This window comes from Aureispira sp. CCB-QB1, assembly GCF_000724545.1.
Lineage (GTDB): Bacteria > Bacteroidota > Bacteroidia > Chitinophagales > Saprospiraceae > Aureispira.
In genome coordinates this window covers 12,225-31,480 of sequence record NZ_JHBV01000010.1, presented here as the reverse complement: position 1 = coordinate 31,480, position 19,256 = coordinate 12,225, and the positions used below count along the sequence as shown (strand labels likewise).

The following is a 19,256-nucleotide window of genomic DNA, read 5'->3' as shown; positions in this document are numbered from 1 at the left end:
TTAATCTGTTATTATCTCAATGTGATGATTGGCATTCTCATTTTTAATAGCCCCCCTCTTATCTAATTCATCCCATCTATTACTTCCTTTGGTATCTATTTCTAAATTTATCTTACGGGTACCTTCGTGTGTAGAAGGAACCCTATAACGTCTTGTACCATCTTTACTAACATATCCTAATAATTGACCATTTTTCTTATATACTTTTGTAGCTTCATCCAAAGAATGCCCCAAAAACTCTGCCCCTATTTGATCTGCATCAGACTCATTAATTTTGTGAGGAGCATAATTTGAGCTTCCACTCTTTTTGTTTTGCCATTTTCCTTCTACATCTAAAGTCCAATTATTACTTTTGCTTGCTGTTGTTGTTTTTAAATTATCTAGACCTTCTGTAATAATTGGACAAGAAACTGCATTATGAACCAAAATTCCAATATCAGATACAAAATAATTATGTGCATCATGAACTTCCAAGTTATATACTTCATGAATGCCTTCTAATACAGTCTTTCTTATTAAAGTAGTACTTCCATTATTGGTGAATACTTTTTCACCAATTTTTAATTTACCGGCATCAACCCACTTATTTTGACTTTCTGACCAAATGGGATGATTAGATGTAACAGATAAAAGAGTATTGGTATTCTTGAAGTTTAGTTGAATAACCATGTCACTAATATGGGTAAACTTACCCGTTACAGCCCTATACTTAAAGTACTCAGGAGTTAACTGAATTGTATGTTCACTTATATTAATAACATTTGCATAACCAGAAAGCTTTAACTCAGGTATAGTAATATAAACTTTGTTATTTGACTTATCGACATTTTTTTCTATCCACCAATCTGGACGTAATAACTCTATTTTAGTTATTGTATTATTTGGTTTTAGAAGTTCAATATAAAGCTTTTTCCAAGAAGTGGAAGTTATTAACTCTCTATTTAGAACTTGATTGTGAGATGCATTATAACCAATAGGATTTTCTGAATGATCTAGAGAAACTGTTACCAGTTGGCCAAGTTCAATGTTTTCTATATTTATAGTAGAATCTATTCCTATAATTGGAGTTCCAGCTAGAAAACAACCGTTGAGTCCTAACCATCGGTTGATTTGTTGCCTTTTTACCCCCATCTTCTCTAGTCCATTAACAACACTTGGAAGTCCATATTTTGTCACTAAGCCTCCAACTCTATCTCCAATAAGGGAGCTTAAACCTCCATAAATTCCTGTTTTTACAAAATCTTCAACATTCCAATCTTCTGCATTATAAGTATAAGATAACATTTCATACCCCGCTGATGCAATAATTTTTGCTTTCTTATTACTTATAAAAGACTCTCCTCCTGCAAACAAAGCACTTCCCCAATCTATATCTACATCTCCCCAGTTAACTCCTCCAATATAATGCTCTATTGCTGCTTGAATTGCCACGTCTACAACGACATCTAAAGCCGCTTCACCCAGTTTTTTGAGCGCCCAAACAATAATTATAGGCAAATCACCATCTGTATCTGTTTTCCAAATTGGGCTATTATCAAATGCAACATATGGACTGATCCATGCTTGTTTATAAGATAATGGATCTACACTCCACCAACGAGCTACTCTAGCATCATAGGCTCTAAACATAGTTGTAAAGTTACCATTACCAACCTCATCATCTTTTTCCATCCCATTGAAAGAAAAACGGTAATTACCAACATTCGCTTGTCGTTCAGGCATCGTCCAACCAAAAGGATAATACTGTTGATAACTCAACAAATTAGCTTCATACCCTGTTCCCGTCTTTAATTTATAGTCAGATACTGTAGTAGTAACATTTCCTAAATGATCGGATAATTCAAAGAGCTTGTCACTTACTGTACGAATCTGTAAGCCTTCCAAAATAGAAACACCAGATCGAACAATATCTTGTGTTCCTATAAAAGTAATGCTTTTTTTATCGATCCCTAAACGCTGACTACCAAAAAGCGTTCTCTCTTTTAAGCTTTTTTCAAAGGCAGTTCCATTGTATGTTTTATCATAGGTTGCAAGGATATTTCCAGAAGCATCTCGAACATGATACGTAGTAATTTCATCATTAGGATTGGCTATATTAGGATCCCATACCTTGGCAACCCGATTTCCAGTAGCATCATATAGGAAGTTGAGTTGACTAGTATTCCCCCCATTGACCACTGTGACATAGTCTACCTTTCCATCCACACGCCAATAAACATTCATTATTTCAGTCGTTCCACTAGCAGCAATAGGAGTTGTGCTTCTTGTCAAATTACCAATCTCATCGTATAAGTACGATTGTAGAGCTTCTAAATCCCCTACTCCTTGATTGCCTTGTCCATCTTCAACACTATTCAAACGATTTTTTAAATCATTTGCGCCATAATTATACGTTAAGGCATCAATTAAATTATTATCACCATAACGACTTAGCTCTTGAAGATTTCCATTTCCATCGTAAGAATAACTTGTACTGTATTTGTTAGGAACAACAAACATCGCTGGAAAATTCTCATCTCCCAAAGGCGTATTAGAAACTAAAAAGTCACTGGTCTTAATTCTATTGACCTCGTCATATGTAAAATCACGTTGAGTAATACTTTCTCTATTCGGAGAAGGGAATCCAGGTAATGATTGAGCTAAAGCTTCTACATTTGTTCCATTCGACCAAGAAGAAACATTGCCATTATACAACTGTTGAGAACTATACGTGATCAAGTTATCCAAACCATCCCTCGTAAAATCACCTTCATAATAGCCTAAGGTAAAACCAAAAACATCTTTCATAAAGATATTCTCATAACCATCTTTCCCAACATCATTGGTATTCGGATCAGAAGGATCTAGACCATATTGATCCATCAATGGATTATTAACCGATTTTATCCAACCATGAATGGTGTAAATATAATCTAAGCCTTGAATTTTGTCCTCACCTAATTCTGTTCGTTTCAGCAAACCATGCGCATAGTAATTGTAATTCGCATCTTTATCCCAAATAATTCCATCTCTAGAAGTATAGGTTTCTTTTAACCGTTTTTGTTCATCGTAAGTATATTTGTGAAAGAAACGATCTTCTGAATATTCGTTGTAACGAACTTGTTTTACTGTCTTAGTCAATAGGTCATAATCATAAGCAATGTAATTTTCCCCTAAGCCAGGAATATCTTGACGAATCCATTCTACTTTCCCGTGTACATCATAACTATAAGAAGTCGTTACAACAACTCCATTCTGATGACTTTCTGTATAAGAGACATTATTTCTCAAATAACGTTGTTGTTTATTAAATAAACCGTAATAAGCAATAGGAGTCCCTGCTATTTTGTGTGGAATACTATAAAAAGTCTTGACATGCTCGTCTTTTGTACTAGAAGCAGGTAGCTGATCCAAATTGAGCGCATCGACATCTGCTTGCGTCAATAGAGTAGCACAAGACATTTCTCCAACCTCAATCACTCTTTTTAAATCATCGTACAGAGTATAAGAATAAGTAGGACTGGCTGCCGCTGCCTGTTTTGCATCTTGTGCAAAACGCACCAAACCATCTTCTGTATACAAAGACGTTCCAATTCCCTTATCAGGCGTATTGGTTTTGACCATTTGCCCCAAAGCGTTGTAGTCGTACTGCGTCACCTGATGGTGGTCAGGAATCAACTTACTTGGTTGAGGTCCCGTCCCTTGTCTAAAAGCAAGTAAGTCATTCAAGTCTGTTCCTGTATTGTTGTTGATAAAATCAACACCCGCAGGTGGTACGGTACGGACTAATTGATCTTTTACATTGTAATAATATAAGGTATAATGGTGCAAACTCTGCTCAAATTGAGCGTCTAGTTGATCGGTTGTTTGGCGTTCGCAATGATCTGCCAAACCATCCAAAGCATCTAAATTATCTAAAAAGTTCTGACTTTGTTTCGCCAAATCATCTTTGATGATATCCGCTTCCTTGTAATTGTTGGTAGTGGTGGCGGTCACCTCTTGTCGCTTCCAACGCATGTGCAACAAACTTAGATTCCGAGTAGGTGCAGGTGTTGGCAAGGTATTCAAGGCATAAGGACCAACTTGACAGCCATGCTTATCTGTCACATACACATTATAAGCACCTTGATCTAACGCATTCAAATCATAAGGATAGGTTGTATTTCCATCCAATATTAGATTAAATGAAGTTTGTGTTGGATTAGGATTTTGTGTTAAATCTGCCTCAAAAGCTAGCTGATAAGGAGCGGTTCCTCCTGTAATATTGGTCACTTGTGGCAAACACCCCCCAAACAATCCTAAAGAAATTGTTGTATTGGTTGGTAAGGTCACAGAGTTGCTTAGTTGACAACCTCTGTTGTCTGTAACGGTATACGTATAGTTCCCCGCAACCAAACCATTTAGCGTATGCCCTGTATAAGAGCTTGCTCCAGGACCAGTCCACTCATAAGAAGCAATTCCACTTACATTATTATTAACATGCAACTTAATTTTTCCATCTGTCAACTCACAAGAAGGAGCCGTTGTTTGAGCCGTTGCATTATACGTTTCCTCATAGATCGTAAGCTGTTCCGTTCCCACGCATCCATTGGCATCTGTAATTTCTAGCGTATAACTGCCTATGCCTGTTAATGTCGTTCCAACAGCCGTAGGAACTCCATTCACTTTAAGAGTGTAGTTTGCAGTTCCTCCCGTAATGTTATTGGCGGCTAAGCTAATACTCTGTTGACAAGAATTTGCTTGGATTAAGTGAGGATTTCCACTAGCACCAGGAATATGAACTAGTTCTTGTTGGCTACAACCTTGTTGATGCTGCATATTCACCATATACGTTCCAGCAGGCAAATCTGTTCTATGATTGCTAATCACTCCATCATGCCAAACCGTTTGATTTGGAGCGGTATAACTTGTTGCAGGAAAATCAATCTGAACATCTCCCGAGCTCGTACAACTCGCTGGCAAAATCGTAATGGTCGGTTCTGGCAAAGAAAAGTCAAGATTATGTATCGGTTGCCAATACCATTGATTACAGCAGCTACCAAAACGAAGTTCAATCCTAGTATTCGGATCCAAAGCATTGTTCATAGGTACCCATACTGTGTGAGAACCATTCTGTTGTACCGTTGTAGTATGAATTAACGTTTTAAAAGCATCTGTCCCACTTGCTGATCCGTCTATAGACGCATCGTGCTCATATATTTCGACATCAACAGAGGAGCATCCCCAATAAGCATTGTAATCAAAATAAAAACCAAATCGGTTATTGGCACAATCAATATACTGCTCCACTTCTTGAGGTGAAGGGTATTGCCATCCTGCATTAAGATACTTACTTGCAGTATAAGTACAACCGTTCGCATCCGTTACCGTGACACTATGTGTTCCTGTTCCAAAGCCTGTTGCCAATGCTGCGTTTCCTGCATTTGATAACGACCAAGTATAGGTTAAGGGTCCTGGTGGACTAGCACCATCAAAACTAGCCAATAAGGTCGCATTATCTGAACAGGCAGGTCCATTATTCCAAATAGACCCTGGTCCATTGGGCTCTCCTACTATCAATGTACCATAAGCTCCTGCTGTGTTAAAAGTGAAGCTTCCTGTGCCTGTACAATTAGCAGCATCTGTAATTGTAATCGTATAGGTGGCGCCAAGAGACAAGCCTGTAATAGTTTGTGTCTGTGCTCCTGTACTCCATGTATAAGTATAGGGTCCTACTCCCGAGTTGGTCGAAGCAGATAGACTACCATTATTAGTAACACAGTTACTTGGATTTACCTCTGTAAAGTCTACATCCAATCCTGCCGTTCCTATATAGGTATTAATAGTCATTTGACAACCTGTATTAACAGAAGTAATTGTAACTGGATAATATCCTGATGTTTCAATTGCAATAGGTTGAGAAGCTTGTCCATGCCCAAAAGCAGGTGTAGTTTCTCCATCAATAGTTACAGTATAAGGGGCAAAAGGGCTGGCTGGATTAGAAGATGTTATACCAGGCAGCCACAGTTGATAAGTGCCTGGGCTTCCACAACGAATAGGTTTAATCACCTCTGGCCCAGGAAAGTTCATTGTCGCAATTTCAAAATCTTTTGTTGAGGTACAACCGTTCTCTGTAACTGTTACCGTATAAAAAGAACTAATAAGAGGAGAAGGAACGGTGTAGGTTCCCCCTGTAGCATTCGGAATAGGATTACCTCCTGTTGGCCCCCAAGATATATTAGCTGCAAGAGAAGTCACAACCGACAATTCTGCCACGGAACCATTATCACAAATTACCTTGTTAGAGGTTTTAAGTGTTCGTTCTTTTTCCGCTACAATAATATTACTAATCTCAACAATTCCTTCACTATTGCAATTTCCTCCAGCATGTAATTCTACTGTGTATGTCCCTGCATTAAGATTGGTAAATGTAACGTCACTAGCACCATTAGGGTACAAACTAGTCTGATAAGTAGGTCCATTATATAGCTTTACCTCATGTACTGCCATTGTAGGATTAGGAGACAACATTGACCAATCTACTAATATAGAGCCAACCGAAACACCACAAGTATTATCCGTTACAGTATGACTAGGTGTCCCACTAGTCAAAAACATATTCGTACTTGGATATTCTAGATTGACGGTATAAGTACAACCATCTGCTGTTGTTACAGTGAGTGTACCAGCAACAGAATTATGAGAGGTGGGGATATATATTTCATCTCCTTCAACCGTAGGGTAACTAATTCCAGTAGTTACTGGATTGCCTGAAGCATCTACTAAATTCCAAGTATAATTGGTTGCAACAGCGCCACCTAACATAACGGCATTGAATTTCCAATAACAGCCTCCATCTAAATAAAGACTAGTAACGGCTTGCACACCAGCTCCTTCTACTGTAACAGTAAGTACTTTTTCACAACTGCCTTTACGAATAGTTATTTGATAATTCCCAGGTGCTACATTCGCTAAAGTGTAGTTACCTGTTGTTTGTTGGTAATTAATTACTTGAAAATTATCAATATTTTCAACACTTATATCGTACGTTTCTCCTGCTTGAAAATCAGGTAAATCAATTGTAATGCTTCCTCCCAAAGTGTGGCAAGTTCCGACATCAGCACTAACCGTAGCAGTAAGGTATTCATCATAAATAGCAATACTTTTTATGTGGCTACAAGCTCCATCATCAGATTGAACCTCTACTAGATAGTTACCTGTTGGTAGATTAGTAAAAGTATGCGAACTAGAAGTCATATTAGCAGCTAGCAATACTTGTCCACCTGGATTTTTTAGATAGGCCGTATAATTAATGCTAGAATGATAATTGTGAAGTGTAATCTTTGCTGTAGCGTCTCCACTTACTCCATTGCAAGCATTTCCTTCTACCCAATTAAATGTGGGCGTGATATCATAGACATCAATAATGTAAGAATAACTCTGGTAACCACCTCTTCCTCGAACATAAAGTGTTACCGTATGTCGCCCCTTAGGCGCATCTTCTATTGTTCCTGCACCTGGCTCGGTTAAGAAAGGTTCTCCATCTTCAAAATGCCAACCAAAATAATAATCTTCTCCTTCATAGGAATAATTAATCGTTGCTCCACCTCCATTACATATATGCGTAATATCTAAAGTTGGCTCAGGTGCCCCAAACAATAAAGTACTGAAGCAAAAAAAATAAGCAAAAAACAAAAATGTTTTCATGTTATATTGTTTTAGAGTTTTATTTATGGGTTACTTGGAATACTTACTTGAATCACCTCCGTTTCGTTCACAGAAGGATTAGGACAAGGTGTCATCGATGGACTAACACTTGGAACCGTATTAGGACATCCTGGCGCAGGAGAGACAAATAGCTCCAATTGCCAATTGGTTGCAATATCCCTATTAACCAGTTCACATTCTGTCCCAACATCAACGTGGCAATAGTGGATACTCACTCCAGCGGCATCAAAACACTGGATTGGGGTATGTGTTTCTGTGATTCCACAATGAGATTGACATTCAGCAATAATCTCGTCTACATAAGCATCAATTTCAGCAATGGTAATGTAATTCGGGTTTTGAGCCGAACATTGCCCTACTGCATAGCAAGCATTTTCAAAGGTTTGAATAACTTTTTGTCGAAACTCTGCCCTTCTCGATTCACAATCATTCTCACAGGCAGTTATCATTGGAACTAAATCAGGAAGTTCAGAACAGTTTTTATTAACTTCTAAAGTAGATCCATTCGCTACAACATCATCGTCTTGGGGCAAATCACCTGAATTGTTTAGGGTCTTGGCACATTGTAGGAATAAGTTCCTGCGTTGCCAAGGCCATTCATCGTGGCCAAAAGACGATTGGTTGCACGCACTAGTTGTTGTTTCATAATAACTGTAGCTCTCTTCACACATTAGGCAACTCAACGGTTTGTTCAAATTGCCCGATACTGTCAAAGTATTTCCTGCTTTATCTGTTTGACCATTCCATGGATGTGGTTGACTAAATGTTCTTCCCCAATACTCATAATATTTAAAGGCAAAGACTAGATTTTGTGTAAATGGAAATGCAGGGAAACTATGTTGATCGTAAGTCAAATTATGCGCAACTCTTTCATTCGTTCCATAATACTCTGCCATCTCATCCGCATAACCAGGAATTCCTAAATAACCACCAGAAGAAATAGATGGCGTACCACTCAAAGGCATATCGTAAGTATTAAAACTAATATTTGCGACCGTTCCATGTTGGCGATTGGCAGGGAGAGTACTCACATAATTGGAGTAATCTGATGTCCCTCCAAAAGCAGGGTCTATAATCCTAGCATATTTGTAACCTGTGCATTCTAAAAACTGCTTCGGCAAGTGTTTGGCACTTAAAGGAATACTGCTAAAAACAGGTTGCACCCCTCCATTATTTTGATCGTTTGTCATTTGATCTTCTAAACTATCGCCAAAGAAAAATTTGATAATCCATGGTATGCGCTTATTCATCTCATCTTGATAAGAACCTGCTCCAGCATTGCTATTGTTGATGGAACCATCTGGATCTGTTGAATGGCTGGATATGCCATTGTTAATCGCATTCTGGACATCTGGATCTAACATCTTTTTCATCACTCCAAATACATTTTCCCAACAAGATTTTAATTCTTCCACATCATATTGATAATCCACTAAACTTGAATTGACATATTGCAACCAAGTATTGCTAGAGGCATCATAATATTGATACTCATCGCTACCAGATATATTATCAGGATCAGCACTGCCGACATAGCGAACTTGTCCACCATAATATTTATCATTAAACATATGCCAAACCATGCGATTAAATTGGTTTGCATTCAGCACTTTGTAATCATTTGTAGAAGAGGCATTGATATAAGCGAACACAAAATTTTCGTCTATTTGTGTCCACTGACTACCGTTCCAGTATTTATACCCATCAAAGAAATCGGCAAAAATACTATTGGGTTGACTCGCATCGTTGTAAATTTCAAGTCCAATTTCTTCCAAGAAATATTCTAAAAATGGCGGATAATCATATCCAATTCCATTATAAGTATAATCCGAACGTGTAATTCTAAATTTTTCTTTTTTGGCTTCCACCTCTGAAGCGATGGTTGTTTCATTACCATAACAATCCTCCAGCTTCAAGGTAATTTTATCGACTTCAAAAGCGCCAGCCGTTGAGGTTTGACCATCGTCATAACTAAGGCTTTTGACAGAATAAAAGGTAAGATCGCTAAAAGCAAAACCTGTCAATACCCCCGAAAACAAACTAATGGCATCTAGATTTGTTGCCAATGTTGTTGTATTTTGGTGAGTCATGTAGTTGTTTACCTCATCTACTGCTTGTTGCACATAAACCCAGTCAGATTCTGAGCTAACTTGATCTAAAAGCAGTCCTATCAAGTTCATATAAGTAATAATCTCATTTTCAACCTGTACTTGATAAGTATTAATCGCATCTTGGATGCTTGTCCCCAGAGGTTTTACCTCTTTGATAATCATATACGTTCCTCTTTCTAAGGCAACTCCTGTAGTAACTGTTTGTGTGGTACAAGTAGGTACAATCAATGGTGTTGTTTCATTGCTATAGACGACTTCTTGCGTAACATTTTGATTCAACATATCAAACAAAGGATCGTTGGGGTCAATCAAAAATTTAACGACTTTAATCTTAACTTCGTAGCTGCAATTTTGACCACTCAAACAAGGTGGAAATTGACCACCAACACCACAACCTGGCGATTGGTATTCAAATTGTAAATTTCCTACCGATTGAACCAGTTCAATTTCTTTATTTGAAATAAAACGACCGCCTTGATAAGAACCAAGATCCAAAGATTCGGTAATGACTAAATCATTGCTTGTTGAGTTGTCTAACTCCGTCAGTGGATAAGTTCCTTCTGGGTCATAAGCTGCTGCTAATGCAGTTGCTAAGACTTTCCCTGTTTTTGAAAGGTAGGTAACAGAAGTGGTTCCATTCGGATCAATAACAATCTGCTTAGTTACGTGATTGGCATTAGGAGCTTCTATTCCAAAAATAGAAACCAACTCAGCATCGTCCACACTAACTTGAATGTTTGTTTTTGTTGTGCGTCCTCTCCCACTTGAAATAGGTCCAACCATATGTTTTTGACCAATTCCAGATTGCTCGATTACTCTGTTTAAACCATCGTTACTATACAATGTTCTTGTAAAAGGATAACCTTCTGCATCGGGAATTGTGATGTCTGGGTTATTGGGAGAATAATAAGAATAAGCACCATTGGTACTAATTTTTGAAGGGTCATAGACTTTATTATCCCTAGCATAATCTTCTTGTACGTATAAATCACCGCCTTGATTTTGAACAAAATTTTCTTTATAGCCATTCATCTTTCCATCTACTGGGACAGGAATAACAGAAATAGAAGAACGCCCCAAATGATCGTATAAAGATTGCCCAATTAACGTTTTATCTTCGGCTGGTAAATAGCTCTGTGTTTGTCTTGGACGCAATAATTTATCGGCATAAGTCATGCTTTCATACACTTGCCCATCTTCGGTAAAAGTTCTGCTGTATATGTAATTATTGTCTTCATCTACATCTGTGTAGAAAAAGCAATCGTTATAGACAAGACTAGCACTTGACAAGGAAATTGTATTGGTTCCTGCAAGATAAGCAGCCGTATACAAAGGCGTGTTCCAACTTCCCCAGTTTTGGTTATTGGCAACGCCTCCGTCATAATAATTTCCAATTGGTTTGATTCTCCAAAGGTAATACCCCGTCCCCTCAGAAGGCTTAAAATGCAAACTATAAATGCCATTGGTTTGAGCTAGCTTTTCTTCTGGAATTACAAAAGACAATGCCTGATTCCAATCTACTTCTGTTTGCAACTCTTGGTTATTGGCTGGTCGATCTAGAATTGTATTTTCTAGTTTTAACAATTGAAACTCATAATTAGGATAGTAAACATGGTTACTATTCCATTCAAATTTATAATAACCACTACTAGGTACTAAGGTGGGAATGCTATTTAGGTTGACTGTTGAGTAAACCATTGATGTATTGACCCCTGTTCCAACAGAACTTTTTAAGTCCATGTTATAACACACTTCAAATTTTAAGATAGCGTGTGGAATGGTCATTCCTTGGCTGTTGGTTACCGTCACCAATAAATTCGTTATGTCAAACAATTGATTGGTACTTAGATTGTAAGGATTTTTTGAACCATTAAAATTGATTCGATTCGGTGCTCCTATTCGTGAAACAAAAATCGCTTCTGGCTCTGTTGGGCTCAAGGTAATGGATTGGTTAATAGCACTCCCCAATACAGAATGGTTACTATTATCCACAATATCCCCCGACAAGGTAAATTCTAGCAAAAAATTATCTCCCCGTCCGTAGGGATAAACACCATTGCTTTCTATGGAAATTTTAAACTGTACTTCTGTCTCTCCAACCAGATAGTTTACTTTATCATGGATCGTAGAAGGGATATTAATTGGCAAATTTTGTTGAGAACTAATTACATCTCCCCAAGCAAAAGAGCTGCAACTTTGGTGTACTTGTCCCTGAGCATTACTAAAAAACAGCAATACTAATACAATGGGCAATGAAATATATTTCATAATAGATTTTAGTTTTAATTAGACTTCTTGGATGGTATAACCTTGGTATTTTTTTAATAGTTTTTGACTGGCATCATAGATTTTTGATTTTGCAGAATTAAAAATCTGTACAGGTTCGTGTTGATCTATAATTAAATATTTGAATTCAATTTTTTTGAGATAAGATTTCTCTTCCATAAATAGAACTACTTTTTGTAGTTGTTGAGAACTTCGTTCAAAAATAATATCAACACGTGCCACCTTACTCACTTCTTGCATTTTCGAAGACGGAATTACTTTAAGAATCCTTGAATTCTTATAATGTTGGGGCGTTATTTCTGTAATTTTTGCCGTTTCCCAAAGCATCTCCATCGCTTTAGACATATCGGCACTACTCATTTGTTCTTTTACAGCTTGAATATCTTTCATCTTAAAGATTTTCTTTGCCTCTTTATAAACAACATAAGCTTCTTTGTCGTCCATATAAACCTCCATTGGTTCTGACAACATCACTTGCTTATTACCACTTTTTTTTATTTCAACCTCTGTCGTTTGAGGGATATCCATTCGGTCTCTTGTCGTAGAAGTTTGAACATACTTCAAATGGACATTATTGTTCGTATTGGTTATGCTGGTTGTTTGCGTTACTTTTCGAGTCAATTCTAGCAAATTTTCTTGTGCTTGAGTAGTATGATTGCCTAGCAAAAGAAAACAAACGCCCCACCAAAACATTGAGCTTATTATTTTCATGATATATAATTTATTCTCGATTAAACAAAGGAATAAATAGTACAAGCATTTAGCACTTGTACTATTTATATTTCTACTTAAGAGGTTGATGTGTCAAAGGACTATTTCCTTGATTTTCTTGAATTGTTTTCATTCCTCTTTCTGTTTCGATTAAAGTTCTAATCAAATCTCCTTCGCCATTGTATTGATAAAAAGCACCAAAATGTTCTGAACCAAAAGTAGCAATTAACTTAAAGGACTTGTTATCATAAACATGGGTCGTCATTTCCGAATTAATGGGTTGAATTCTAACATCATCAATTGTCAATGTCGTCAATGTATTGCCATTCGCATCAGAACCTGTTACATTCATTTTTAGCTCGTAAATATTATTCGAAGCCGATAAGTTGGCTGGTTCAAATACATATTCTAACAACAACCATTCTCCTACTTGAGCTATAACTTTTTCCCCTGCATTGGGAGAAAACGTAGTGCCACCACTAGTCAATTTAACATCGATGTGTTTCGCTCCTGAAAATTTAATTCTATTGGCACTCCCCACTAGTTCGTTTCTAGCCCAAAGTCTGACCATTAACCCATTCCCTAAATCAGGATTTGTCACTCTATTATTTACCTTTAAATTATCAATAATAGTAATGGGAGTATTCGTTAACGTTAGGGCATATTTTCCTGCATGACCACCATTAACTAAGCTTGGATGAGGCGTTGTCGCATTAGCAAACTTTTCATCCTCAAAACTTTCAAAACCAATCGTATTATAAGTAGCATTTTGAGCAATGGCGGTACTTAGGTACTTCTTATAGCCATACTTCGCGGCACTTGGTACCTCTGCAATCAAGTCCAACTCCTCTAAAGAATAACCATTGGGCGAATATTTGTTGACTCTTGTAACAGCAGTCCAATCAGGGTTCGATCCCGTCCAGTCAAACATTGTAAAATGGTCGTTGATACCACTCTTATATGTTTTTTGATTCGCTTGCCCCCAATTGTTTGTTCCATTGTCATTGGCTGAAGAAGCCCCTGTGGTTGGATCATAAACATAAGTTTCAAACACTCGATACAACTTATTTAATTGCTCGGCAACTAAATGCGGGTTGCTAGCACTTGGAGCATATTCTAGAATCAAAGGATCTTGACTTCCTGCCGTTTCATCGAACCACTTGGCTGCATTTGCATCCGTTTTGCTCAAAGTTACTGCGGAAGCAGATAGAACACCTGTAGGATTAGTTGCCCAAGTATTAATATTCGAGGCAATAGGATTTCCATCAGCACCATAAGATGTTACCGACCCAACAGTCGCCATTAACTGGTTTGTATTATTCGGATCAACTGATTTTTTCCCCATCTCATTATAAAACCAAGCAGCAGGGATATTCCATTTGTAAATTGAGCCATCGTGCTCTTGAACGCCCGTTGGTCCTACAACTACATTTCGATCGTAGCCATCCGTAGTTTTGGTCAAAATTGGCGTTCCCGTCAAATCAGAATAAGCCAAATGTTCCACTTTAGAAATGGATTTGTTCATTTCAGTCGTTATCGACTTTAGCACAGAGGGGAAACTTAAGATTCGAGTTGTCATATGCCTTGCCATCCCTCGTTCTCCAAAGGAGAAATTTAATCCAAGACTAGGAGAAACACTGATTCCACCAAAATAAGCAATTAAAAAACTCAAATTCATGCCCGAACTAAAGGATTCTTCATAAACAGCTTGGGCGGCCATCGTCACATCGTCTTCTACTCCTAAGTGCTGTTCTTGCAACTCATAGCTTGAACCATTGTGCGTTAAAATTTTTGCTTTTTCACCTGGTTCAATGTACTCATAAGTCGTCTTAGAAGTCAAACTAATATCTGTATCCGTAGCTGCTGTAGGGTTTGCAAAATAATCCCGATTATAAACACCAGCATAAGTTTGTTCTGATTTAACCTTTCCATTCATATCGGTCTGAATGAACATAAAAGCTTGGGTCATCCAACGGAAATGTCTATTGTAATTAAACAAGCCCAAACTTAGTGGCAAAAAGGATTCTCTACGATAATTCAAACGAACATCTTCAATAGAAGGGAAACCACTTCCCAATTCTGTTTTTTGAACGCTCTTAAAGCCTTCCAAAATTCCAAATTTAGGGTCATCAAAACGCATATTGGTCGGATAGTCTTCTGTCGTAAAATACTCTTTTACCGAAAACCCTTCGTTTTGTTGAGTGCCTTTGTAAATACTAGACACAACCACCCTACTATAATTGACAGATGGCGGAGGCAACAAAAACTCACCATAAGGCATTTCACCCTCTTTGCGATCTTCACCTGCAAATATCTTGAGAAAAGGATTGGTATCTTTGCGCTTTTCATAATAAATCAAGGCATTTTCCTCTCTCCCTTCACCAGGTTCATTCGTTGCCACACCGCTACAAGTACCATCTTCCTTCACATAGTCATACTCCATTCCAAACAACTGAGCATCGCCCGATTCCATCCCATCATCGTACATCAACACTCGTTTAACACGAACCCCTCCTCCTCTTTTAGGTGTAACCATAGGAACTCTTATAAATGAATGGGCATAGTTAATCGATTTACAAGTGCTATTGGCTGCATAGTCGGGATACTCTTTTGTTGTAAAGTCCGTTTGCATGGACGTAAACCCAGCATCATCTACATGATTACCATAAGTATAAATAGGATTCCCAGTACCCTCTACCTCTGCTTTAAAATTATCATACCTTGAATGAGAATTGGCTTCAGAAGGTAAAAAGTCATAGGCTGCACCAGCATAATCAAAATCATAGTTGCCATAATTATTCGCTGTAATGTGGTCGTAACACAACTGGCGAGGTATATCCTTTCGATCTACAAAATTAGGTTTGTCCAAAGCATTTCCTATCGACAAGTATACTTTATCGTTGTTATTATCAATCCCAACTTCTCTAACAACTCCATAACCTGAAATATATTCTTCTGCCGAGCCTTCTTCCAACTCATATTTAAACTTGAAATAAATTCGATCGTCCTTTTTCCCTGCTTTGGTTTTTAATTTAAAGCCATAATCGACAGACAAAGGATCCGAATCTTGCATGTACAAATCTTTGATCAATCGCACCAATTCTTCCTTCTTAGGGGTATTGCCCTCCATCCCTAAATCTTCTAAATTTAAGTAGAATTTGTTCTTGGTTCCATCGTTGCTATCATCTACAGAAATACCATCTAACAAACTCACCATTGCCAAAGCCTGTTTGTCTTGTACTTTTTGGTACGTTTTTTCTTCGTATTGAATATGAATCTCACCACCAGAAGGCAATTTTATTTGCTTCAACATCCAAGCAGCGGGATCATAGCCCTGTGTATTGTCATAAACTCCTTGATAGAGCCAATGTTTATAGTCAAATCGACGTTGTTCGCCATCATACGCTAAATTTCCCCATCTGTCGATTGCATGTTGGTTATAATAAGGTGTTTCCGCCAAACTTGTCGCGCCTGCTGTTGGCCAGTCTCCTCCTTGCGCAGGATCAAAAATCGCTGGATAACGATTTAAAACCTCCTGAGCAATAGATGGATTGCTTCCTTTCACCTTAGCATATTCGTATTCAAATTCATAAGGGCTTACCTTATGTTTTCTGACACCCTCATATTCAAACCAAACTTTTTTAAGGGTTAATTTCCCTTTGTTGCTACCATTCCCTGGGTTACAAGCTTGTGTTTGGCTATTGTTAGGAATATTCTCCCATGCTGAGTAATCGTACTCCAAACAAGTAGTCACCAATGGTTTTGTCAAATCACTCTTAGCAAAAAGAACAATTTTTTCTAATTTTTCTACATCTTGAAAAAGGTCTTTGGCATCTTTGCTATTCAAGGCATAACCATTTCTGGTATAGTTAGCACCAGGATAACAACCATAGCTAGGCACACTAGAACGGTTCACATCTGAAGGACCAAACCCCAGTGGTTCAGTATTCGGTGTTTCCATAACTTGTCCTAAACCATCATTACGAGTATCGCCAGAACCATTAAAATCGGCACTTTCAATCCCAAACTGCTTAAAATCTTCTAAACCATCTGATTTGTTGGTAATAAAGATAGCCACATGAGACTTTGTCTCTATTCCGTTTAAATAATACATTTCTCGATAACCATGCGACACCGAACCAATGTCATCACTCTTCTTGGCATGCTCTCCAGGATTGTATTTCAATCCTGTATAAGGTGCTCTAAATCGGTACCAATTGTTCATATGGTCTCCACTATGATCTTTATTTTTAACCCAACGTCGATAATCAAAACGAGTATATCCTCCAAAGTCATCTTCTGTTGCCCCATCCCCTGTCAAATCAACATAATCAGGCGTTGTAATTTGAGTCATCAAGTAGGAGTTGGCATACCATTCTTCTAATTGTTGCCCTTGCTTGATTTTAAGATTTCTTTCTGAGTCTCCTGTCGAACCTTCGCTCACCATTGGATACACAATATTGTTATTTTCTAGCTTGGTAGGTCTTTGTGCAGAACAACCATATTCATTCCCAATAGACGAAGCATTTAAGTCGATTCCATAAGTGAAATTGGCTTCATCTCGAACATAAACAGGTAATCCATAGGTGTATTTAACCCCGTTTGGGTTCCAAACTTTTATTTGGGCAATATGCTCTGACAATTCTGAATTGGCGACAGAACCATTTCCCAAGACTGGTGCGGTGTTGGTAAATGGATCAGAATCTAAGTATTGTAAAACTCGTTGATGTTTATCAAAGGCCTTTGTTGGGCTAATGTCATCATAACTAGGATGCGTTCCTACTAAGTCCGAATTCAAAACGTATTCCATATTTCCTGAACCGCCTTTGTAATAATCGCTACCAGCATGCTTTGAATCCTCAATAAACTGACTCACATGTGGTCGCTCAAACGAAATTAAATCACCATCAACCACAGGATTACCATAATTATCAGAAGTTGCTATCGTACCCATAAAACCACCACGATACTCCCTCACGGCATCATCCAATCGATCTGGATGTACATAAAGCAAAGCTCCCCCAACATCATTCTTAGCCTTAAAAAAGGGCAATTCGGTTGGAGCACTGGGGTCTTCAAATTGCTTAGCATCCACATTGGTTCCCATTCCCCAAGAATTGGGGCGAACCAACCACATTCTTGACTCTGTTTTTGTTCTATTTTCAAACTGGAAATTAGCACCAATCTTAAAACCAACTCCTGTTGCTCCTTCAGACAACACAAAACCAGCACCACCTGTAATATTAGGAACGACAGAAACATTTCTAGATCGACCGTCAGCAGCCCAATCTGAATAATAATGCCCCACTTTTTTGTGATGCATTCTATAAGAACCTGAAATACCCTCACCAATCGCATTAAATTGATCAGCATTATTATGAACAATCCCTATGATATTATCACGAGCAGAGAAGTTAGAATTTTTTTCTATTCCATAATCACTCATAACGTGTTCTGGTGTCGCTTGTCGAGCATGGTAATCATGCGTACCATGATTAGGGTTATACATATACCCATAGGCATGGTAATCGACTACTGGTTTATTGACCTGCAAGGTGGCTGTTTCGCTTCTATTATAAGCAGCCGTAACGGGTCCTAGAAGTGCCTGTGCCGTACCTCCAAACGTATAACTCATTGCTCGATGAGGCTTTACAGAAGCCGCAACAGAACTATTTACTTGTCCAAAAATTCCAAATTGACCAGATGTTCCCACATTCAATCTTAATTCATTCGATTCCGCTATATTCAACAAGGTTCTTTTTCCCCAAGCACCAGCTCCTTTAACATCTTTTAAGTTGTCTTTAGCTTGTTTTGTAAAGGCTTCTAGCTTGGGTCCAATCGTTACATTCGCCGAAAAAGTAGCGTCCCTTCCTCCAAAGGTAACTCCTACCGACAAGTCGATAGGAATATTGGTTGAAAGACCAATGTATTTAGAATCTCCATAACCAGAGTAATTATTCCAAGTATGAGTTATGTTTGAAGACACCCCTATACTGTTAGCATTGTCCTCTCCAAAACCAACACTTACCGAACCTCCCTGAGTACGAGAGAACGAAAAACTTGGTTTAATCACATTATACTCTTTGACTTTTCCTTTGTAATCGTCTGGCAAGCCGCTTTTGCTTCGTATCAAAGCCCCAGGGTTTAGTGTCCAATTAGCGCCAACCCACGATGCTTCGGAATCCATGGAAGGGTTGGCATTATAAGACAAAGAAAGCGCATAACCTCCCCCGTCCGCTCCAGGAATATTGAGTACGGGTAGGTTGTATTGAAAATCACCCGTCAGTGAATTGACCATATCGGTTGTTGCTACGGGAGTAAATTTCTCAAATTCAGGTTGTTGAGGTCCTCCTGTTAGTGCTAATGCCGCCGTAGGATAAGTAACTTCAAAAACCATGAACAAGACAAGGGTGAAAGCAACTTTCTGTTTGAAAGCTCTTGTTTGCTGGATCATAATTTAGT

At 38.1% G+C, this 19,256-nt stretch carries 4 protein-coding genes; all 4 read right to left on the bottom strand.

The genetic code is table 11. The features are described 5' to 3' along the window. Positions 1–7,665 carry a polymorphic toxin-type HINT domain-containing protein gene (locus CG11_RS04260; protein WP_052593488.1) on the bottom strand — a complete coding sequence of 2,555 codons (7,665 nt, stop codon included), beginning with the start codon at positions 7,663–7,665 and terminating at the stop codon, positions 1–3. Positions 7,666–7,688: 23 nt separating this feature from the next. Beyond that, positions 7,689–12,065: a DUF6443 domain-containing protein gene (locus CG11_RS04255; protein ID WP_052593486.1), complete on the bottom strand. Its 4,377-nt coding sequence runs from the start codon at positions 12,063–12,065 to the stop codon at positions 7,689–7,691. Between the two features lie 18 nt (positions 12,066–12,083). Next, the gene (locus tag CG11_RS04250; RefSeq protein WP_156039652.1) at positions 12,084–12,794 is read right to left on the bottom strand and encodes a hypothetical protein; all 711 of its coding nucleotides are present in this window, start codon (positions 12,792–12,794) and stop codon (positions 12,084–12,086) included. Between the two features lie 73 nt (positions 12,795–12,867). Then, positions 12,868–19,248 carry a hypothetical protein gene (locus CG11_RS04245; RefSeq protein ID WP_052593482.1) on the bottom strand — a complete coding sequence of 2,127 codons (6,381 nt, stop codon included), beginning with the start codon at positions 19,246–19,248 and terminating at the stop codon, positions 12,868–12,870. Between the last annotated feature and the right edge of the window lie 8 nt (positions 19,249–19,256).